16 protein-coding genes are annotated in these 21,112 nt (G+C 59.8%); 11 read left to right on the forward strand and 5 right to left on the reverse strand.

Features of this window, described 5'->3' with window-relative positions; genetic code table 11:
• Nucleotides 1–36 precede the first annotated feature (36 nt).
• The 6 genes from P5706_RS12235 (at nucleotide 37) to P5706_RS12260 (ending at nucleotide 11,248) form a co-directional block, all read left to right on the forward strand.
• Nucleotides 37–1,764: an autotransporter assembly complex protein TamA gene (locus P5706_RS12235; RefSeq protein ID WP_200432436.1), complete on the forward strand. Its 1,728-nt coding sequence runs from the start codon at nucleotides 37–39 to the stop codon at nucleotides 1,762–1,764.
• On the forward strand, nucleotides 1,764–5,447 hold the full coding sequence (locus P5706_RS12240) for a translocation/assembly module TamB domain-containing protein (RefSeq protein ID WP_285679394.1): 3,684 nt from the start codon (nucleotides 1,764–1,766) through the stop codon (nucleotides 5,445–5,447). The genes P5706_RS12235 and P5706_RS12240 overlap by 1 nt, the downstream gene beginning before the upstream one ends.
• Before the next feature lie 1,126 nt (nucleotides 5,448–6,573).
• Nucleotides 6,574–7,047 carry a MarR family winged helix-turn-helix transcriptional regulator gene (locus tag P5706_RS12245; protein ID WP_285679395.1) on the forward strand — a complete coding sequence of 158 codons (474 nt, stop codon included), beginning with the start codon at nucleotides 6,574–6,576 and terminating at the stop codon, nucleotides 7,045–7,047.
• Nucleotides 7,044–8,501 carry an efflux transporter outer membrane subunit gene (locus tag P5706_RS12250; RefSeq protein WP_200434215.1) on the forward strand — a complete coding sequence of 486 codons (1,458 nt, stop codon included), beginning with the start codon at nucleotides 7,044–7,046 and terminating at the stop codon, nucleotides 8,499–8,501. Before P5706_RS12245 ends, P5706_RS12250 begins: the two co-directional genes overlap by 4 nt.
• Nucleotides 8,502–8,516: 15 nt before the next feature.
• Nucleotides 8,517–9,713, forward strand: coding sequence for an HlyD family secretion protein (locus tag P5706_RS12255; protein WP_285679396.1), 1,197 nt, complete (start codon nucleotides 8,517–8,519; stop codon nucleotides 9,711–9,713).
• Nucleotides 9,713–11,248 carry a DHA2 family efflux MFS transporter permease subunit gene (locus tag P5706_RS12260; RefSeq protein ID WP_285679397.1) on the forward strand — a complete coding sequence of 512 codons (1,536 nt, stop codon included), beginning with the start codon at nucleotides 9,713–9,715 and terminating at the stop codon, nucleotides 11,246–11,248. Before P5706_RS12255 ends, P5706_RS12260 begins: the two co-directional genes overlap by 1 nt.
• A 168-nt stretch (nucleotides 11,249–11,416) precedes the next feature.
• Here P5706_RS12260 and lpxH read toward each other — a convergent pair whose 3' ends face one another.
• Nucleotides 11,417–12,166, reverse strand: a complete 750-nt coding sequence (lpxH, locus tag P5706_RS12265; protein ID WP_285679398.1) for a UDP-2,3-diacylglucosamine diphosphatase — start codon at nucleotides 12,164–12,166, stop codon at nucleotides 11,417–11,419.
• Entirely contained in the window at nucleotides 12,163–12,666 is a 504-nt protein-coding gene (locus P5706_RS12270) for a peptidylprolyl isomerase (protein WP_016977438.1), read from the reverse strand. Before P5706_RS12270 ends, lpxH begins: the two co-directional genes overlap by 4 nt.
• Nucleotides 12,667–12,915: 249 nt before the next feature.
• On the opposite strand from P5706_RS12270, the gene P5706_RS12275 reads away from it, so the two are divergent.
• The 3 genes from P5706_RS12275 to P5706_RS12285 all read left to right on the forward strand — a co-directional run bounded on the left by P5706_RS12275 (nucleotide 12,916) and on the right by P5706_RS12285 (nucleotide 17,616).
• Complete coding sequence (locus P5706_RS12275) at nucleotides 12,916–14,616, forward strand: glutamine--tRNA ligase/YqeY domain fusion protein (protein WP_285679399.1); 1,701 nt, start codon at nucleotides 12,916–12,918, stop codon at nucleotides 14,614–14,616.
• Between the two features lie 21 nt (nucleotides 14,617–14,637).
• Nucleotides 14,638–16,026 (forward strand): cysteine--tRNA ligase, encoded by a 1,389-nt coding sequence (gene cysS / locus P5706_RS12280; RefSeq protein WP_285679400.1) that lies wholly within the window; start codon nucleotides 14,638–14,640, stop codon nucleotides 16,024–16,026.
• 681 nt (nucleotides 16,027–16,707) lie between these two features.
• Nucleotides 16,708–17,616, forward strand: coding sequence for a hypothetical protein (locus P5706_RS12285; RefSeq protein ID WP_285679401.1), 909 nt, complete (start codon nucleotides 16,708–16,710; stop codon nucleotides 17,614–17,616).
• A gap of 93 nt (nucleotides 17,617–17,709) precedes the next feature.
• Here the strand turns inward: P5706_RS12285 and P5706_RS12290 are convergent, their stop codons facing one another.
• Nucleotides 17,710–18,261, reverse strand: coding sequence for a dihydrofolate reductase family protein (locus tag P5706_RS12290; protein WP_285679402.1), 552 nt, complete (start codon nucleotides 18,259–18,261; stop codon nucleotides 17,710–17,712).
• Between the two features lie 150 nt (nucleotides 18,262–18,411).
• On the opposite strand from P5706_RS12290, the gene lepB reads away from it, so the two are divergent.
• Nucleotides 18,412–19,080: a signal peptidase I gene (gene lepB, locus P5706_RS12295; protein WP_285679403.1), complete on the forward strand. Its 669-nt coding sequence runs from the start codon at nucleotides 18,412–18,414 to the stop codon at nucleotides 19,078–19,080.
• On the opposite strand, the gene P5706_RS12300 is transcribed toward lepB, so the two are convergent.
• A complete protein-coding gene (locus P5706_RS12300; RefSeq protein WP_200434222.1) occupies nucleotides 19,081–19,668 on the reverse strand; it encodes a TetR/AcrR family transcriptional regulator in 588 nt (195 codons plus the stop codon).
• 24 nt (nucleotides 19,669–19,692) lie between these two features.
• Nucleotides 19,693–20,445 carry a 3-oxoacyl-ACP reductase family protein gene (locus P5706_RS12305; protein WP_200434223.1) on the reverse strand — a complete coding sequence of 251 codons (753 nt, stop codon included), beginning with the start codon at nucleotides 20,443–20,445 and terminating at the stop codon, nucleotides 19,693–19,695.
• Nucleotides 20,446–20,607: 162 nt separating this feature from the next.
• Between P5706_RS12305 and P5706_RS12310 the strand changes: the two genes are divergently transcribed.
• Nucleotides 20,608–21,066, forward strand: a complete 459-nt coding sequence (locus P5706_RS12310) for an HIT family protein (protein ID WP_285679404.1) — start codon at nucleotides 20,608–20,610, stop codon at nucleotides 21,064–21,066.
• The last annotated feature ends 46 nt before the right edge of the window (nucleotides 21,067–21,112 follow it).

A 21,112-nucleotide genomic window follows, 5' to 3' on the forward strand; every position in this document is an offset into this window, starting at 1 on the left:
TCAAAGTGTCTCCCCAGCTGTGTAGCATCCGCGCCTATGAAGCTCCCAGGAAGATTTACCAGCGGCTTGGTTCTGCTGTTCACAAGCTGTGGCGTATTTGCGCAAAGCGAATTGGACGTGCGCATCAAGCCATCAAACGACGCGTTGAAAGCCAACATCGAAGGCTATATCGGCGGGGTTGGCGATCGTGATGAAGAAGCCTTGCTGCGGTTCAGCCGTGGCGCCGAAGAGCAGGCCCGCAAAGCGGCCCAGGCGCTGGGCTTCTATCAGCCGCAGATCTCCAGTGATGTGAAGGGCGGCAATAACCCGCGCCTGACCCTCACCATCGACCCCGGCGAGCCGGTGCATTTGCGCAACGTGACCATTCGGGTCGACGGCCAGGCCGCGAGCCTCAAGGCGTTTCGCGTGCCCGCCAGCGACGACCTCAAATCCGGCGCCGTGCTCAACCACGGCAACTACGAAGACGCCAAGCGTCTGATTCAGAACCAGGCTTCGCGCTATGGTTTTTTCAGTGGGCGCTTTAGCAGCCAGAAACTGCTGGTGGACCCGCAAGCCGGTGTCGCCGATATCGAACTCATCTACGACAGCGGCCCGCGCTACACCTTGGGCAAAGTCGGGTTTACCGGCGATACGCCGTTTGATGAAGACCTGCTGCAACGCATGGTGCCGTTCAAAAGCGGCGACCCTTACGATTCCGAACTGATCGCCGAACTCAATCAGAACCTGCAATCGAGCGGTTTCTTCGAAGGCGTGCGCGTAGACGCCAGCCCGACCGCCTCGACCAACGATGTGATCCCGGTGGCGGTCCAGCTCGACACCCGCAAGCCACGCACCATGGGCCTGGGCCTCGGTTACTCGACCGACGTCGGCCCGCGCGGCAAAGCCAACTGGACCCGCCATTGGGTCAACCCGCAAGGCCACAGCTATGGCTGGGAGGCCGAACTGTCGGCGCCACGCCAGAACGTCGGCCTGTGGTACGACATCCCGCTCGATCCGCCGCTGACCGACAAGCTGCGCTTCGCCGGCGGTTACCAGAATGAAGAAATCGCCAACACCGACACCTTGAGTAAATTGCTCACCCTCGGCCCGGAATGGCATAGCAAACTGCCCAGTGGCTGGACGCGGGTCATCTCGCTCAAATACCAGCGTGAAGAATATCGCCTGGGCAATGACTCGGGCTTGAGCAACCTGGTGATGCCGGGCATCAACTATTCCTACCTGCGCAGCGATAACCGCATCGACCCGCACAATGGCTATCGCCTGATGTTCGACGCCAAGGTCGCCAAGGAAGGGCTCGGCTCCGACACCAACTTGCTGTACGGCACCGCCACCATCAAGGGCCTGACTACCTTGTGGGACAACCACCGTTTCCTCGGCCGTGCGCAGTTCGGCGGCAGTGCCACCAACGGCTACAAGTCGGTGCCGCCGTCGCTGCGCTTCTTTGCCGGTGGTGACCAGAGCGTGCGCGGTTACGAGTACCAGACGCTGTCACCCGAGAACGATCGCGGTGACCGCATCGGCGGGCGCTACATGGTGGCGTTGAGCGCTGAGTACCAATATTCCATCGCCGAAAAATGGCGCATCGCGACCTTTATCGACCAAGGCAACTCCTTCAACACCCTGGAAATGCCCAGCCTGAAAACCGGCGTGGGCGTGGGTGTGCGCTGGGTGTCGCCAGTGGGGCCGATTCGCCTTGACCTGGCCCATGCCCTCGAAGATCCGGGCGGCATTCGTTTGCACTTTTCCATGGGGCCTGAGCTGTGATGCGTGGTTTGAAAATAGCGGGGCTGGCCATTGTGGCGGTCCTCATGCTGGTGCTGTTGGCGCTGTGGACGGTGCTCGGTACTCAAGCAGGCAGCCACTGGGCCTTGCGCCAGGTGCCGGGGTTGAGCGTGGACAATTTCCAGGGCCACCTGGGCGGCCAATGGAGCGCCGACCATCTGCTGTGGGAGCAGGATGGCAGCCGGGTCGAGCTCAATGCACCGAAGTTTGATTGGTCACCGGGCTGCCTGCTGCGCATGACCCTGTGTATCAACCAACTGGATGTGGAGCAGGTCAGCCTGCAATTTCCGCCAAGCAATGAACCCAGCAGTGGCCCGATCACGTTGCCGGATCTGAAGTTGCCGGTTGCCATCCAATTGGGTAACGTTCGCGTCGGCAGCCTGCTGTTTAACGGCAGTGAAGAACTCAAGGGCCTGCAATTGGCGGCGCACTGGACGGCCGCCGGCATGCAGATCGATTCGGTGCACCTGCAACGCGATGACCTGGTGCTGGACCTTAACGGCCTGCTGCAACCCAGCGGCAACTGGCCGCTGAGCGCCAGCGGCAACCTGAGCCTGCCCTATGCGCCCGGCGGCGCGCCGTGGACGGTTGCGCTCAAGGTGGACGGCGACCTGCTCAAGACCCTCAAACTCGACGCCGACAGCAGCGGCTACCTGCCCGCCAAGCTCAGCGGCGAGCTGCAACCCTTGGTCGAGAACCTGCCCGCGCAATTGCACATCACGGCGGATGGCTTTAAACCCAGCGCCGATTTGCCCGACACCTTGCAGCTCAATCAACTGGACCTCACTGCCAAGGGCGACCTGAACAGCGGCTACCAGCTGCTCGGCCGGGCCGTGCTGCCCGCAGAAAAAGGCCCGGTAGCCTTGCTGTTACAGGGCAAGGTTGACGCCAAGGGCGCACAGATCGCCGGCCTCGACCTGACTGCCGGCGACCAGCAAAGCCTCAAGCTCAGCGCCAACCTGGACTGGCAGCAAGGCTTCAGTGCCGACGCCAAGATCAACTGGCTGGATTTCCCCTGGCATCGTCTCTATCCGTTAATCGACGAGCCGCAGGTCGCCTTGCGTACGTTCAACGGTGAAGTTTCCTATAAAGACGGCAACTACCTCGGCAATCTGAAAGCTGACCTTGACGGGCCTGCGGGTAAATTCAATCTGGTCACGCCATTCAGTGGCGACCTCAAGCAAGTCTTCCTGCCCGAGCTGAAACTGACCGCCGGTCAAGGCAAGGCCGAGGGCCACCTGAGCCTGCAATTTGCCGACGGCATCGCCTGGGATACTGCGCTGGACTTGTCGGCACTCAACCCGGCGTACTGGGTCGCAGAGTTGCCGGGCACCTTGGCCGGGCCGTTACGCAGCCAAGGCGAGTTCAAAAACCAGCAGCTTAAACTGAATGCCGACCTCGACCTCAAGGGCCATTTGCGCGGCCAGACCGCCGTACTCGCGGCCAAGGCCGAAGGCGCGGGCGAGCAGTGGACCCTGGCCAACCTGGATATCCGCCTGGGCGACAACCGCATCAATGGCAGTGGCAGTTTGCAGCAACGCCTGGCCGGGCAGATCGACATCAAGCTGGCGCGATTGGCCCAACTGTGGCCGCAGTTGCGCGGCCAGATCAACGGCCGCGTGGATGTAGCCGGCACGCTGAAGGCGCCGCAAGGCAAACTCGATCTCAAAGGCCAGCAACTCGCGTTTGCTGACAATAAACTGCAAAGCCTCACCCTCGAGGCCGCCCTCGATAACGCCCAGCGCGCGAAGATCGACCTCAAGAGCAGCGGCATTCAAGCCGGCGAAACCCAGGTCGGCACCCTGACCGCCAGCGCACAGGGCGACATCAAGAGCCAGAAGGTCCAGCTTGATCTGGCCGGGCCGCTGGTCAAACTCGCCCTGGCCCTGGATGGCAACCTCGACAAAGGCAACTGGCGTGGGCGCCTGGCCAGTGGTGATGTGCAGGCCGGCGGCCAGGATTGGAGGCTGCAAGCCCCGGCGAAAATCGAACGCCTGGCCGACGGCAAACTGACCTTTGCCGCGCATTGCTGGGTGTCTGGCGGCGCCAGCCTGTGCGGTGAAGATCAGCGCCTGATGCCTGAACCCAAGCTGCGCTACCACCTCAAGCAATTCCCGATCGACAGCCTGGCGGCCTTCTTGCCCAAGGATTTCGCCTGGCAGGGCAAGCTCAACGCTGATGTGCAGCTTGACCTGCCCAGCAGTGGCCCTAAAGGCGTAGTCGCGGTGGATGCCAGCGGCGGCACCCTGCGCGTGAAGGACAAGCATCAGTGGGTGGATTTCCCCTATGACACCTTGAAGCTGGAAACCACCCTCAACCCCAAACGCATCGACACGCAGCTGAATTTTCGCGGTGGCAAACTCGGCGAGTTGCTGTTGCAGGCGCAGATCAACCCGTTGCCCAAGGACAAGCCGATCACCGGCACGTTCAGCCTCACCGGCCTGGACCTCGCCGTAGCGCGACCGTTTGTGCCAATGGTGGAAACCCTCAATGGCAAGCTCAACGGTAACGGCCGCATCTCGGGTGGGCTGTTGGCGCCGCAGGTCAACGGCACTGTGAACCTGGTCGACGGTGAAGTTTCCGGGCCGGAGCTGCCTATGAGCCTTGAGGGCTTGAACGTGCAGGCGCTGATCGCCGGTGAAAGTGTGCAGCTCAGCGGCGGGTGGCGCAGCGGTAAAGACGGGCAGGGCAGCCTCAAGGGCCATGTCGGCTGGGGCCAGGCACTGGCGGTGGACCTGAGCCTGCAAGGTTCGAAATTGCCGGTCACGGTTGAGCCCTATGCCAAGCTGGAAGTGGCGCCGGACCTTAAGATCAGCCTTAAAGACGACAAGCTGGCGATTGCCGGCAAGGTGCACATCCCGCGCGGCGATATCACCGTGCGTGAACTGCCGCCGTCGACGGTCAAGGTCTCGGATGACACGGTGATCGTCGGCAGCCAGACCGAGCAGGGCAAGCCGCCGATGGCGATGGCCATGGACATTGATGTCGAGGTGGGTGAAGACCAGCTTAACTTTGCCGGCTTTGGCTTGACCGCCAAGGTTCAGGGCCATGTGCATATTGGCGACAACATGGACACCCGTGGTGAGTTGTGGCTCAACGACGGGCGTTACCGCGCCTACGGGCAGCGCCTCAATGTGCGGCGTGCGCGGCTGTTGTTTGCCGGTCCCTTGGATCAGCCGTTCCTGGATATCGAAGCGACACGGGTCGTGGTCGAAGACTCCCGAACTGTGACTGCCGGTATTCGCTTGAGTGGTAGCGCGGAGCAGCCGACTACGCAGATTTTCTCTGAGCCGGCGATGCCTCAGGAAGACGCGTTGTCGTATCTGGTGTTGGGGCGTTCGCGTAACAACACCGGTGAAGATAACAATATGCTGGCTGAGGCCGCTCTGGGCCTGGGTTTGATGGGCAGTGCGGGGGTGACTTCGGATATCGCCAACAAGCTGGGGATTCAGGATTTTGACCTTGATACCCAAGGCAGCGGTAACAAAACAGCGGTGGTGGCCAGTGGCAAGATTACCGAGAAGCTCAGCTTGCGCTATGGAGTGGGGGTGTTTGAGCCGGCCAATACCATTGCCTTGCGTTACTTGCTGAGCAAGAAGGTGTACCTGGAAGTGGCCAGTGGTGTGGCTAGTTCGTTGGACATCTTCTACAAGCGGGATTTCTAGGGGTTGTATAAGGTAAGAAGTGTGGGAGCTGGCTTGCCTGCGATGGCGGTCTTTTGGTGTACATATCCATTTCTGCGGTAATGGCTACCTAGGGTTCCGCTCTTACAGCGGGTCACTTTTGCAAGGACGCAAAAGTAACCAAAAGGTCCTCGCCCCACCACTCGGCCCCTCGCTTAGGCTCGGTGTGCCCTCACTCCGGCTTGAATCCGTGGGCCGCCGCGATGGGCCATCCTTGGCCCAGCGCGGCTAACCCGGCGTCCTGCCGGGTTACCCACGGATTCAAGCCTGCGTTCGGCCATCGTGGTTAACGGGGCGTCTCAGATCAAGATCAAGATCAAGATCTACAGCACGGCGGCCTGAAAGCCGACCTGAGTGGTTGAAGCAAGAGCCAAATCAAGTGCAAAGCCAAAGCCCATCTGAATACACTGAAGAACTGCTTTTCTGTTGGAGCTGGCTTGCCTGCGATGCAGACACCTCGGTACATCAGGTACACAGAGTTGATGCTATCGCAGGCAAGCCAGCTCCCACCTTTGACCGAGTATGGCTCTGCTGTTGCTTTGCTGTTGCTTTGCTGTTGCTTTGCTGTTGCTTTGCTGTTGCTTTGCTGTTGCTTTGGCCCTTACATCCTTTTCGATGACGAAGTCAGCGGTCTTTTGATCTGCGCTTTTGATCTTGATCTGAAATCGCCCCGTTAAACACGATGGCCGGAATTCGACAGTGATTTGGGGGGTAAACCGGCAGGGATGCCGGTTTAGCCGCGCTGGGCCAAGGATGGCCCATCGCGGCGGCCCCCCAAATCACTGTCGGATTGCGGGCATGCCGAGCCATAGCGAGGCACCGAGTGTTGGGGCGAGGACCTTTTGGTTACTTTTGCGTCCTTGCAAAAGTGACCCGCTGTAAGAGCGGAACCCTAAGTAGCCGTTACCGCAGCAACGGATATGTACCCCGACCAAACACCCCCCGCCAAACCGCTATCGCAGGCAACCCAGCTCCCACAGTTGTTTGTATTCCAAGCCATCTGCCAAAAAATTACCAAGCAAGCTAATAATTCCATTTGACATTCGCTGCCTAAGCAGTAACATCTTGTCATACATTCGCTGCCTAGGCAGTAATAAGGTGACTTTCGATGACCCACTACACCCCTGACAGCTTTCGCAACTGCCACCTTGGCCTGTTGCTGGGCCGGGCAGCGCTGCTCAAGGACCGCATTATCGACACCCATATGGAACCGCACGGCGTCACCGCCGCGCAGTTCAAGGTGTTGATCATCATTGCCCAGTTCGACGTCGACACTCCGGCGGAGCTGTGCCGCAACCTGTCCCTGGACAGCGGCTCCATGACCCGCATGCTCGACCGTCTAGAGCAAAAGGGCCTGTTGGCGCGCAAGCGTTCCGAACAGGACCGGCGTCAGGTGCAGTTGGTGCTCACCGAAGACGGCCAGCGCCTGGCCGACATGTTGCCGCATATCGGCGCGCAGTCGATGAATGAACTGGCCGGTGCCCTGGAGCCTGGTGAGTTGGAAACCCTGGAAAGAATCCTCAAGAAAATTCTGGTAGCTGCCGGTGACACCATCGTCATCCAGCGGGTAGGTAATCAATGAAAACGCGTGCACTCAGCCTGGTGCTGGTGGCGATGAGCATGGCCGGTTGTGCCAACTTCAGCGGCCTCGACACCCAGGGCAAACGTCTCGACGCCAACACTTTGCAAACCGGCAAATCCTTGAGCGGCGTGACCCTGTCCACGGCCGCCTGGCCGACCGCCGACTGGTGGAAAAGCCTCGGTGACCCACAGCTCGACGGCTTGATCCACGAAGCCCTGCAAAACAGCCCCGACATGCAAGTGGCCAGCGCCCGTGCGCACCAGGCCGAAGCCGCCGCTTATGCCGCCGACGCCGAACGCATGCCCACCCTGGATGCCAGCGCGGGTGTGAGCCGTTCGCGCCTGGCCAAGGACCAGGATCCGCGCGGGCAGGGCGATGCCTACGCCACCGTGCGCAACATCGGTGCCAGCTTCAATTACAACTTCGACCTCTGGGGTGGCCAGCGCGCCGCCTGGGAAGCCGCGTTGGGCCAGGCGCGTGCCGCCGAAGTCGACCAGCAAGCCGCACGCTTGACCCTGGCTGCCAACGTGGCCAAGGCTTACAGCGACTTGGGCCAGGCGCATATCGTGCGTGACCTGGCTAACGATGACCTCAAGCGCACTCGCCAGATGCTCGACCTGAGCAAACGTCGCCTCAGTTCCGGCATCGACAGCGAGTACCAGTACCAGCAGACCGAAAGCCTGGAAGCCAGCTCCCAGTCGCAATTGATCGACGCTGAAAAACAACTGCAAAGTGCCAAGATCGCCCTGGCGGTATTGCTCGGCAAAGGCCCGGACCGTGGCGGCGAGCTGAACCGCCCGAATGTGCTGAAACCCAGCGCCGTCGCCGTGCCTTCAGTATTGCCCGCCGAACTGCTGGGCCGTCGCCCGGACCTGATCGCCGCACGCTGGCGCGTCGAGGCGGCGAGCAAGAACGTGGCGGCGAGCAAAACCCGCTTCTACCCCAACCTCAACCTCAGCGCGAGCGCCGGGGCCGAGTCGTTGCTCGGTGATGCGATGTTTGGCTCGGCCAGTCGGTTCTTCAGCATTGCGCCGACTATTTCGCTGCCGATCTTCGACGGTGGCCGCTTGCGTGCCGACCTCGATGCCCGCGACGCCGATTACGACCTGGCCGTGGCCCAGTACAACAAAACCCTGGTGCAAGCCTTGGGCGATATCGGCAACACCCTGATGCAACTGCGCGAAACCGGCCGGCAGATCCAGGCGCAGCAACACGCTGCGGACATTGCCCAGCAGTCTTACGACACCGGCGTGCAGCGTTACAGCTCCGGCATCGGTAACTACCTGGATGTGCTCAGTATTGAGCAGCAATTGCTGCAGGCCCAGCGCCAGCTGGCGACCCTGAATGCAGCGCAGATCGATCTGTCGATTCAATTGATGCAGGCACTGGGTGGCGGTTTCAACGCCGATAACGTGGCATCGACCACGACCCGCGACGCCACCCATACGGAATAATTTGAGGTATTTGTCATGGCCACTGCCGAAAACAGCAACGCAACTGAAAAACCCGATAACAACCCGCGCAAACGCAAAGTCATGCTGATCGGCCTGGCGCTGATCGTCATTCTTGGCGTGGTCGGCGTGTGGGGCTGGTATGAGTTCTACGGGCGCTTCAATGAAAGCACCGACGACGCCTATGTGAACGGCAACGTGGTGGAAATCACCCCGCTGGTCACCGGCACTGTGGTCAGCATCGGCGCCGACGACGGCGACCTGGTGCACGAAGGCCAGGTGCTGATCAACTTCGACCCGAATGACGCCGCCGTCGGCCTGCAAAGTGCCCAGGCCAACCTGGCGCGCACGGTTCGCCAGGTGCGCGGTCTGTACAGCAATGTCGATGGCATGAAAGCCCAGGTCAACGCACAGAAAGCTGATGTGCAAACCGCCCAGGACAACTTCAATCGCCGTAAGACGCTGGCCCAGGGCGGTGCGATCTCCCAGGAAGAACTGTCCCATGCGCGTGACAGCCTGACCGCCGCCAAGAACGCGCTGACCAACCTTGAGCAGCAACTGAAAACCACCAATGCCTTGGTGGATGACACGGTGATTTCGTCCCATCCGGACGTGCAAGCTGCCGCCGCGCAACTGCGTCAGGCTTACCTCACCAACGCGCGCAGCACCTTGATCGCACCGGTCACCGGCTACGTGGCCAAGCGCACCGTGCAACTGGGCCAGCGCGTACAGCCAGGCACCGCGTTGATGGCGGTGATCCCGCTGGACCAACTGTGGATCGACGCCAACTTCAAGGAAACCCAACTGCGTGATATGCGCATTGGCCAGCCGGTGGACATCGAGGCGGACATCTACGGCAGTGACGTGAAATTCACCGGCACCGTCGACAGCCTCGGCGCCGGCACCGGCAGTGCCTTTGCCCTGCTGCCTGCGCAGAACGCCACCGGTAACTGGATCAAGATCGTGCAACGCGTACCGGTGCGTATCCACATCAACGCTGATGAGCTGGCCAAGAACCCGCTGCGGGTCGGCTTGAGCACTGTGGTCAACGTCAACCTGCACGACCAAAGTGGCCCGGTACTGGCGCAACAGGCACCGCAAAAGGCCTCGTTCACCACCAACGTGTATGACCGCCAACTGGCCGAAGCCGATGCCATGATCAGCCAATTGATCCATGACAACAGCCTCGCCGCACCCAAGGCTGTGCAACGCTGATGAGCGCTAACGCCCCCGCGTCCTTTACGCCGCCAAGCTTGCTGATGGCCACTATTGGCCTGTCGCTGGCGACCTTTATGCAGGTGCTCGACACCACCATCGCCAACGTGGCGTTGCCGACCATTTCCGGCAACCTGGGCGTGAGTTCGGAGCAGGGCACCTGGGTGATCACCTCGTTTGCGGTGAGCAACGCCATTGCCTTGCCACTCACTGGCTGGCTGAGCCGCCGCTTTGGCGAGGTGAAGCTGTTTTTGTGGGCGACCATCCTGTTTGTATTGGCGTCGTTCCTTTGCGGTATTTCCACTTCGATGCCCGAGTTGATCGGCTTTCGGGTGCTGCAAGGCCTGGTTGCCGGGCCGTTGTACCCGATGACCCAGACGTTGCTGATCGCGGTTTACCCTCCGGCCAGGCGCGGCATGGCCCTGGCGTTACTGGCGATGGTCACGGTGGTGGCACCGATTGCCGGCCCCATCCTCGGCGGCTGGATCACCGACAGCTACAGCTGGCCGTGGATCTTCTTTATCAACGTGCCCATCGGCATCTTTGCGGTGATGGTGGTGCGTTCGCAGCTGAAGAAACGCCCGGTGGTCACCAGTTACCAGCCGATGGATTACGTCGGCTTGCTGAGCTTGATCGTCGGTGTCGGCGCCTTGCAGATCATCCTCGACAAGGGCAATGACCTGGACTGGTTCGAGTCCAACTTCATCATCATTGGCGCGGCGATTTCGGTGGTTGCCCTGGCGGTGTTCATCATCTGGGAACTGACCGACAAGCACCCGGTGGTCAACCTGCGGTTGTTTGCCTACCGCAACTTCCGCATCGGCACCATCGTGTTGATTTTGGGTTACGCAGGCTTCTTCGGGATCAACCTGATCCTGCCGCAATGGCTGCAAACCCAGATGGGCTACACCGCCACCTGGGCGGGCCTGGCGGTCGCGCCGATCGGCATTTTGCCGGTACTGATGTCGCCCTTTGTGGGCAAGTATGCGCACAAGTTCGACCTGCGCCTGCTGGCGGGCCTGGCGTTCCTGGCGATTGGTTTGAGCTGCTTTATGCGCGCAGGTTTTACCAACGAGGTGGACTTCACCCACATCGCCCTGGTGCAGTTGTTCATGGGGATCGGCGTGGCGTTGTTCTTTATGCCGACCTTGAGCATCCTGATGTCCGACTTGCCGCCGACGCAGATCGCCGACGGCGCTGGCCTGGCCACGTTCCTGCGGACCTTGGGCGGCAGCTTTGCAGCCTCGCTGACTACCTGGATCTGGATTCGCCGCGCGGACCAGCACCACGCGTACATGAGCGAGAACATGACCACCTACGACTCGGCCACCCGTGATGCCTTGCAGGCGCTCGGCGGGGCAGGGCACAAGGCCTATGCGCAGCTGGACCAGATCCTCACCAGCCAGGCGTACATGATGTCCACCGTGGACTACTTCACGTTGCTGGGGTGGATGTTCATGGGTTTGATGTTGCTGGTGTGGCTGGCCAAGCCGCCGTTTGGCGCGAAGGCCGGGCCGGAGGCTTCGGGGCACTGATCTGAAGTTGTACGCGGTCAAAAATGTGGGAGCGGGCCCATGTGGGAGCTGGCTTGCCTGCGATAGCATCACCTCGGTGTACCTGATGTACCGAGGTGCCTGCATCGCAGGCAAGCCAGCTCCCACACAAGCCAGCTCTCACACAAGCCAGCTCCCTGTGTCTTAGGGTTATGCGCCGGGCAGCGCCAGCTGCGGGTTTACAAAGTCAAACGCCGCCAGCGCAAACCCTTGCTCATCCACCTGCAACGCCCAACCCTGCTTGTCCCAATCGCCCAGCACAATGCGCTTGGCCGCCTGGTCACCAATCTGCAACTTATGAATGGCCGGGCGGTGCGTATGGCCGTGGACCAGGGTGCGCACGCCGAACTGCTGCATCACTCGTGGCACTTCATCGGGCGTGACATCGACAATGTCGTTGGCCTTCATGCGCGTTTGCGCACGGCTTTCGCTGCGCAGCTTGCGCGCCAGCTTGTGGCGGGTGCGCAAAGGCAGGTGCCGCAGAATGAACAAGACCAGCGGGTTGCGCAGGATGCGCCGCAGCTTCATATAGCCGACGTCGCGGGTGCAAAGGCTGTCGCCGTGCATCAACAGCACGGGCTCGCCGTAAAACTGCACGACACTCGGGTCCTTGAGCAAGGTAGCGCCTGCTGCTTTGCAGAATGCCTTGCCGATCAGGAAATCGCGGTTGCCATGCATGATAAAAATCGGGGTGCCGCTGTCGCTCAGCTCGCGTAAAGCCTCGCAGATGGAACGCTGGAAGGCGGTCATCCCATCGTCGCCAATCCAGGCTTCAAAGAAGTCCCCCAGAATGTACAACGCCTGGGCGCCACGGGCGCGGCCGTGGAGCAGATCCAGAAACGCCCGGGTAATGTCCGGGCGCTCCTCTTCCAGATGCAAATCTGAAATCAGTAATATCACCCAACGATCTCGGCTTTCTCGACGATTACGTCTTCTACCGGAACGTCCTGGTGACCGGCTTTACCGGTGGTCTGCACGCCTTTGATCTTGTCAACGACGTCCTGGCCTTCGGTGACCTTACCGAATACCGCGTAGCCCCAACCCTGCACGTTCTTGCCGCTGTGGTTGAGGAAGGCGTTGTCGGCCACGTTGATGAAGAACTGCGCGGAGGCCGAATGCGGCTCCATGGTACGGGCCATGGCGACGGTGTACTTGTCGTTGGAGAGGCCGTTGTCCGCTTCGTTCTGGATGCTTGGACGCTTGTCTTTCTTTTCTTTCATGCCTGGCTCGAAACCGCCGCCCTGGACCATGAAGTTACCGATGACACGGTGGAAAACGGTGTTTTCGTAGTGGCCGGCGTTCACGTACTCGATGAAGTTGGCGACGGTGATCGGCGCTTTCTCGGCGTTCAGCTCGATGACGATGTCACCGTGGTTGGTGGTCAGTTTGACTTGAGTCATGTTCACTACTCTTTTCAGGGAATTCGTGGGTTTGGACGCCAAGGCGCCGCTACCGGTTTGGCTAAATGTGTGCCAAGGCGGGCAGTTTAGCGTGCCCGGCAGGAATTTCGAGGTGGTTTTTTACCGCCGGTGCATTAAATGCAGCAGTTTTTGGCCGCGCTCTGTCAGCGGCTTGACAGCTTCGGCTATGATAAGCCCTTTGTTTTATCTGGCCCCAACCGGCCACGAACCTGTCTGTTCAAGGATCCTATGAGCAAGCCCACTGTCGACCCTACCTCGAATTCCAAGGCCGGACCTGCCGTCCCGGTCAATTTCCTGCGCCCGATCATCCAGGCGGACCTGGATTCGGGCAAGCACACGCAGATCGTCACCCGCTTCCCGCCAGAGCCCAACGGCTACCTGCACATCGGTCACGCCAAGTCGATCTGTGTGAACTTCGGCCTGGCCCAGGAGTTCGGTGGCGTCACGCACCTGCGTTTCGACGACACCAACCCGGCCAAGGAAGACCAGGAATACATCGACGCCATCGAAAGCGACATCAAGTGGCTGGGCTTCGAATGGTCCGGTGAAGTGCGCTATGCGTCCAAGTATTTCGACCAGTTGTTCGACTGGGCCGTTGAGCTGATCAAGGCCGGCAAGGCCTACGTCGACGACCTGACCCCGGAGCAGGCCAAGGAATACCGTGGCACGCTGACCGAGCCGGGCAAGAACAGCCCGTTCCGTGACCGTTCGGTAGAAGAGAACCTCGACTGGTTCAACCGCATGCGCGCCGGTGAGTTCCCCGACGGCGCCCGCGTGCTGCGCGCCAAGATCGACATGGCCTCGCCGAACATGAACCTGCGCGACCCGATCATGTATCGCATCCGTCACGCCCATCACCACCAGACCGGTGACAAGTGGTGCATCTACCCGAACTACGACTTTACCCACGGCCAGTCGGACGCCATCGAAGGCATCACCCACTCCATCTGCACCCTGGAGTTCGAAAGCCATCGCCCGCTGTACGAATGGTTCCTCGACGGCCTGCCGGTACCGGCGCACCCGCGTCAGTACGAGTTCAGCCGCCTGAACCTGAACTACACCATCACCAGCAAGCGCAAGCTCAAGCAGTTGGTGGACGAAAAGCACGTACATGGCTGGGATGACCCGCGCATGTCCACGCTGTCGGGCTTCCGCCGTCGTGGCTACACCCCGGCGTCGATCCGCAGCTTCTGCGACATGGTCGGCACCAACCGCTCCGACGGCGTGGTCGATTACGGCATGCTCGAGTTCAGCATCCGTCAGGATCTGGACGCGAACGCGCCGCGCGCCATGTGCGTATTGCGTCCGTTGAAAGTCGTGATCACCAACTACCCGGAAGACAAGGTCGAAAACCTCGAACTGCCGCGTCATCCGCAGAAAGAAGAGCTGGGCGTGCGCAAGCTGCCGTTCGCGCGTGAAATCTACATCGACCGTGATGACTTCATGGAAGAGCCGCCAAAAGGCTACAAGCGCCTGGAGCCGAACGGCGAAGTGCGCCTGCGCGGCAGCTACGTGATCCGTGCCGATGAAGCGATCAAGGACGCCGATGGCAACATTGTCGAACTGCGTTGCTCCTACGACCCGGAAACCTTGGGCAAGAACCCTGAAGGCCGCAAGGTCAAGGGCGTCGTTCACTGGGTGCCGGCCGCTGCCAGCATCGAGTGCGAAGTGCGCCTGTACGATCGTCTGTTCCGTTCGCCGAACCCTGAGAAGGCTGAAGACAGCGCCAGCTTCCTGGACAACATCAACCCTGACTCCCTGCAAGTTCTCACGGGTTGTCGTGCCGAGCCATCGCTTGGCGACGCACAGCCGGAAGACCGTTTCCAGTTCGAGCGCGAAGGTTACTTCTGCGCGGATATCAAGGACTCCAAACCTGGTCATCCGGTCTTCAACCGTACCGTGACCTTGCGTGATTCGTGGGGCCAGTGATTCTGTCTTAAGGGAAATGTCGTGCTAACGATCTACAACACACTCAGCAAGACCAAAGAAGTCTTCAAACCGCTGGATGGCAACAAGGTGCGCATGTACGTGTGCGGCATGACCGTGTACGACTACTGCCACATCGGCCACGGCCGCAGCATGGTTGCCTTCGACCTGGTGACCCGCTGGTTGCGTTTCAGCGGCTATGACCTGACCTATGTGCGCAATATCACCGACATCGAAGACAAGATCATCAACCGGGCGCGCGAGAACGGCGAACCGTTCGATGTGCTGACCGAGCGCATGATCACCGCGATGCACGAGGATGAAGCGCGTCTGAACATCCTCAAACCGGACATGGAACCGCGTGCCACGGACCACATTCCGGGCATGCTGAGCATGATCCAGACCCTGATCGACAAGGGTTATGCCTACGCTCCAGGCAATGGCGACGTGTACTACCGCGTCGCCAAGTTCATGGGTTACGGCAAGCTGTCGCGCAAGAAAATCGAAGACCTGCGCATCGGCGCACGTATCGAAGTCGACGAAGCCAAGCAAGACCCGCTGGATTTTGTGCTGTGGAAAGGCACCAAACCCGGCGAGCCGAGCTGGGAATCGCCGTGGGGCGCCGGGCGTCCGGGCTGGCACATCGAGTGCTCGGTGATGTCCACCTGCTGCCTGGGCGAGACCTTCGATATTCATGGCGGCGGCAGCGACCTTGAGTTCCCGCACCACGAAAACGAAATCGCCCAAAGCGAAGCCGCCACCGGCAAGACCTACGCCAACGCCTGGATGCACTGCGGCATGATCCGCATCAATGGCGAGAAGATGTCCAAGTCCTTGAACAACTTCTTCACCATCCGCGACGTGCTGGAAAAGTATCACCCGGAAGTGGTGCGTTACCTGCTGGTGTCCAGTCACTACCGCAGCGCCATCAACTACTCGGAAGACAACCTCAAGGACGCCAAAGGCGCCCTGGAGCGTTTCTACCACGCGTTGAAAGGCCTGCCAGCCGTGGCGCCTGCCGGCGGCGAAGCCTTCGTGGCACGCTTTACCGAAGTGATGAACGACGACTTCGGCACGCCGGAAGCCTGCGCGGTGCTGTTCGAGATGGTGCGCGAGATCAACCGCCTGCGTGAGAGTGATCTTGATGCAGCCGCAGGGCTTGCTGCGCGCTTGAAAGAACTGGCCAGCGTGCTCGGTGTACTGCAGATGGAAGCCGATGACTTCCTGCAAGCCGGCGCCGAAGGGCGCGTGGACGCGGCTGAGGTTGATGCGCTGATTCAAGCGCGTTTGGCTGCGCGTGCAGGCAAAAACTGGGCGGAATCCGACCGTATCCGCGACCAACTGACCGCGATGGGTGTGGTGTTGGAAGACGGCAAGGGCGGCACGACGTGGCGGTTGGCTGATCAGGCTTGATCGGTAAACCCTGAATAAAAAACGCCCCGACTGGTTCGGGGCGTTTTTTATTGGGCATGCATGGCTCGTCCCCACGCTCTGCGTGGGAACGCCGCCCTGGACGCTCTGCGTCCTGCTTTTGGCAAACACCTCAAGCCCTGTGCAAGGTGACGCGAAGCGTCACGGGATGCATTCCCACGCAGAGCGTGGGGACGATCAATGTGGGGGCTTGCTCGCGAATGTGGTGGATCAGTTAAGGGTGTATCAACTGACACGCCGTCTTCGCGAGCAAGCCCGCTCCCACATTTTACCGTGCCCGCTCTGCATACCCGCTGTTGTTGGATTTGTCCCTGCGTTGGGCTAGGAACGAGCCAGCGCCTGCTCCAATTGCCGGAAAAAAGTGGGTGATGGCGGGGCAGCAAGCCTACTTAAAATATGGAACTTTCGGTGCCCGACTGACCAATGAGAGGTTGCAGCCTTATGAGCTTTTCAATCCATTAGTCGGGAGAGTCTTAGATGTGGAGTGCAGGGGTAACAGGGTCAGTGGGTGGGGGCGGCCTTTATGCTCAAAATCGCGTGCTACCGAATTCAGTGCCTACCGCGTCTGCGGCTGATGTTGCTGCGGTGAGACAACAGGTGAACGAGTGGCTTAGATCGGCGTCAGGGTCCAAGGCCCAAACGGCCTCGAGTTTGGTTGACAGGTTGAAGCTGATCCGGGAAAGGACGAGTGACGTCGCCTTCAAAAACAATCTCAACACGCTGATCCAGACAATTGACCACTACGTAGAGGCCAAGACTGCTGTTGGTCAGTCTATGCAGCAACGGTTTCCAGATGCGGGTAAATCGCCTAATTCCAGGCCACCGATTAATAATAGTCATCATCGCCTTGTACTCAGCAGGTCTGAACTTCGTCATACAGAGCACGTAAGTCATAGCGTGCGGACTCAGAGGGCGAGCGTTAATGACTTCTACACCGCCAGGAGCAATCCTGGCAGAAAACCTGGTGTGGGTAATGGACCCGGCAGTATCTGGAGTGGTTTCAAGCAGGGTCCAAATAAAAGCAATTGCGCCACGGTTGCAGCAATAAAGGTCGCAATGATGAAGTTTGGCCAGAAGCCCACAGATATTTTCAGGCAGGTCATTGTCTCGGGCAATGGCTGGGACATACAAATGCGGGATGGCCGCTCATACCACCTGTCCAGGTATGAACTGGCGCAGGCAACGTACAGATCTGAATTTAGTGGTGATAATCCGGCGATGGTGGCACATGCTAATTTTATGTACGCCGTGAGTGCTAAACGGGAGCAAGTGGAGAGCAACGACGGTTATGCCGGCGGTTTCGAGCGTGCGTTATACCGCATCAACTCTGGTGAGCCTTATGGTCGCAATTACAATGGATTGCTTCGCCTTGGCCTTAGCGCTCACACTTATGTAACCCGTGTTGAAGACTTGGCGCGTGGGCAGTTGGGTCTGGTGACTCATGCCGTTCCGATTAATGGTCAATGGATAGGCCATGCGCTTGCAGTGATCAATGGGCGAGAGGAGGTGTGGGGCAGGCAAGGCGGGCGCCCGCCGACTAACATTCCCGCTAACGCAGCGGCTTTGTTTTGACGTGTGATTGGGCTTGTTCATAGGGCGTGATCTATTTAGCGCGCCCCGACACTGGGTGAGCGCGCTCTATAACTGGGCGTGGCCGCATGAGGTTCAAGGCTTGCGGGTGACCTGATACCGACTTTGAACAAAGCCGTTGTCCGATACACACGTGTCGATATGTTGCAGTTGATGCTCGCTGCCGATCTGACTGAACAACGAAATCCCTTGTCCGAGCACTACCGGAATACGCGTGATGATCAGCTCATTGATCAAGCCCGCCTCAAGAAACGCCTGGATCGTTTGGCCGCCATCGATATAAAGATGCTGCATGCCGCGCTCGGCCAGCTGTGCCACCAACGTGGTCGGGTCTACGGCCATCACCTCAACCTTGCCGCGCAAGTGCGCAGGCAGCTCAAACGCTGTATGAGACAGCGCGATGACAGGCATATCCTCATACGGCCACTCGGGAAAGGACACGACTTTTTCCAGGGTTTTGCGACCCATCACCAACGTATCAACGCTGGCAATGAAGCTTTCATAGGTCATGCCGTTCAGTTCGGCGGCTTCGTATTCGGGCCTGTGCAGCCATTCGATATCGCCGTCTGCTCGGGCAATAAATCCGTCGACGCTGGCTGCGATAAAGACCGAGCATTTGATTTCCATGGGGGGCGACTCTCCCTTTTTTATAGGCCTTCGATTGCGGGCTGTAACGCTAATGTTAATTTAATCCACGGGTGTAATAAGCGAGTATTGCTAAATGTTACCCTGGGCTCTCTGGTGGCCGCCGGTGCCCCCTCTATAGTGCGAGGCTGTATGCGAAGTTGGTTGAGCCGCTACCGTTACGTCATCCTTTTCTGGCTGTGCTTCGGTGTGTTCCGTACCTCACTGGCGGACTGGAACCCCATCCCATCCGGGTCGATGCGCCCGACGTTGCTTGAGGGCGATGTGGTGCTGGTCAACCGCGTGGCGTATGACCTCAAGTTGCCCCTTACGGATATATCCCTGGCCAAGCTTGAAGACCCAAAGCGTGGTGATGTGGTGACCTTCTCGTCACCCAAGGACGGCATGCGCTTGATCAAACGCATCGTCGGCATTCCCGGCGATACCCTGGAAATGAAAGATGAAGTGCTGTGGGTTAACGGCACGCCCGCCACCTACAGTGATGGCCAGGACATCAGCGAACCGATCGTGCCGGGCCAGACAGTGCCGGGTATCAAGCTGACTGAGCGTGCGAACAACAGTAAACGCACTATTCAATTCATGCCCACGGTTCGGGCATTGCGAAATTTCGGCCCGGTCATCGTGCCGGCCGACAGTTACTTCATGCTCGGCGACAACCGCGATAACAGCGATGACTCGCGCTATATCGGCTTTGTGCCACGCCGCTTGTTGATCGGGCACGCGCATCATGTGCTGGCGTCAGCTGAGATACTCGATCATTGGATGCCGCGCTTGAACCGGTTCGGCGCGCCAATCCTGTAATTACGCGTTGGCGCCCAGTGCGCGAATTGCGAACCCCGCGATGTTAGCCAATTGCTCGACGGTAGCGCCGCCCTTGCCGGCGATCTTCATGCCGCTAAGGGTGGCCATCAGGAAATCGCAGGCGCCCGGCAGATCGATGCCCGGCGCAAGCTCGCCCTGTTCCTGCGCGCGCCCCAAGGTTTGCTCAAATGCACTGCGCAAACGCTCGGCGCTGTGGGCAGTGAGCTGATTGATTTGCTCATCCTCCTGGCCGAATTCACAGATCGCATTGACGCCCATGCACCCGGCGGTGCCATCGCGCAGGGCGCGGGTGGCGAAGGAGTTCAGGGTGTCGTGCAGGCTTTGCAGCGGTGTCGGGCCTTGGCCCAGACGCTCGATGAGGTCGTCGACGCCCGTGCGCTGATACTCGGCCATGGCCTGCAGGTACAACTGGCGTTTGTCGCCAAAGGTGTTGTACATGCTCTGGCGGCTCAGCCCCATGGCCTGCATCAGTTCTTCGGTGGAGGCGGCGGCAAAACCCTTGTCGCAAAATACGCGGATGGCGTGTTGCAGCACCTGGTCGCGGTCGAAGGCTCGGGGTCTTGCCATGGGGTACCTCTGGAAAGTGAAGGGTCAGGCCAGGTAGCCACCGTCGATGCTCAGGCTGGCGCCGGTCACAAAGGCAGCTTCTTCAGACGCGAGGTAGGCGACCATGCCGGCGATTTCGTCAGCCGTGCCTGTACGGCCCAAGGGCACCAGGCTTTTGATCAGGTCGGCATGCGGCGCGTCTGCCGGGTTCATGTCCGTGCTGGTAGGGCCGGGCTGGACGTTATTGACGGTAATGCCGCGCGGGGCAAAATCAATTGCCAGGCCGCGGATCATACCGGCGATCGCCGCCTTCGTCATGCTATAGACGCTGGAGCCCGGAAAGGCTGAGCGCTGCGCTACCACACTGCCGACAGTGATGATCCGGTCACCACTGCGCATCACTGCTGACACGGCTTTCGCGGCGGCGAACGTTGCGCGTACATTCACGGCGAACATGCGGTCGAAGTCTTCCAGGCTGAACTCATCGACGCTGCCGAGCTGCAAGATCCCGGCATTGTTGACCAGGATATTCAGCGCGCCGAAATGCGCCACGGTGGTGGTCACGGCCCGAGCAATCGCTGCCACATCGGCGCTGTCCGCCTGAATCGCCAGGGCTGTACCGCCTTGGCTCTGGATCTGGCCGACCAGTGCTTGCGCCTTGTCAGAAGACGCGGCGTAGGTGAAGGCCACTGCCGCGCCTTCAGCCGCCAGGCGCCGCACGATGGCTTCGCCAATACCACGGGAACCGCCGGTTACCAGGGCGACTTTGTCAGTAAAACGTGCGAGATGAGTGGTCATGCGGGTGCCTGCGCTTAGTGGATTAAAAAATCCAATAAACCGTATCAGGCCAATTCCAATGCGCCAAGTTATTTATGGATTATTTAATCTTTAACTGCGCTGGGAGATTTTTGCCTTACCTTTGCAGGCTTGGCTCGCACACTGAAACTGACGGTGATTTGAATGGATTGTATTTTTTGCAGCATTGTCCGCAAGACGTCCCCGGCCCACATTCTGTGGGAGGACGACCAGCATATGGCGTTTCTATCGATCTTCCCCAATACGCCGGGTTTCAGCGTGGTGATCCCCAAGCAGCATTACGGCAGCTACGCCTTTGCGCAGACGGATGCGGTGTTGTCCGCGCTGATTGTGGCGACAAAAAAGACCGCGCTGCTGATTGACCGGGCGTTTCCCGATGTGGCGCGCACCGGGATGATGTTGGAAGGCTACGGCGTGGACCATCTGCACGCGAAGCTGTTTCCAATGCATGGCACAGGGCAGGACAGCGCGTTCAAGCCCATCAGCTCCAAAGTCGACAAGTTTTTTGCGGCGTATGAGGGTTACATTTCCTCCCACGATTTTGTGCGGGCCGATGATGGGGAACTGGCAGCGTTGGCGACGCACATCCGCTCGTTCGCCTGACGCAAAAACCAATGTGGGAACTGGCTTGCCTGCGATGGCGGCCTAT

The organism is Pseudomonas sp. ChxA, assembly GCF_030263855.1.
In the GTDB taxonomy this organism is placed as follows: Bacteria; Pseudomonadota; Gammaproteobacteria; order Pseudomonadales; family Pseudomonadaceae; genus Aquipseudomonas; species Aquipseudomonas fluorescens_CB.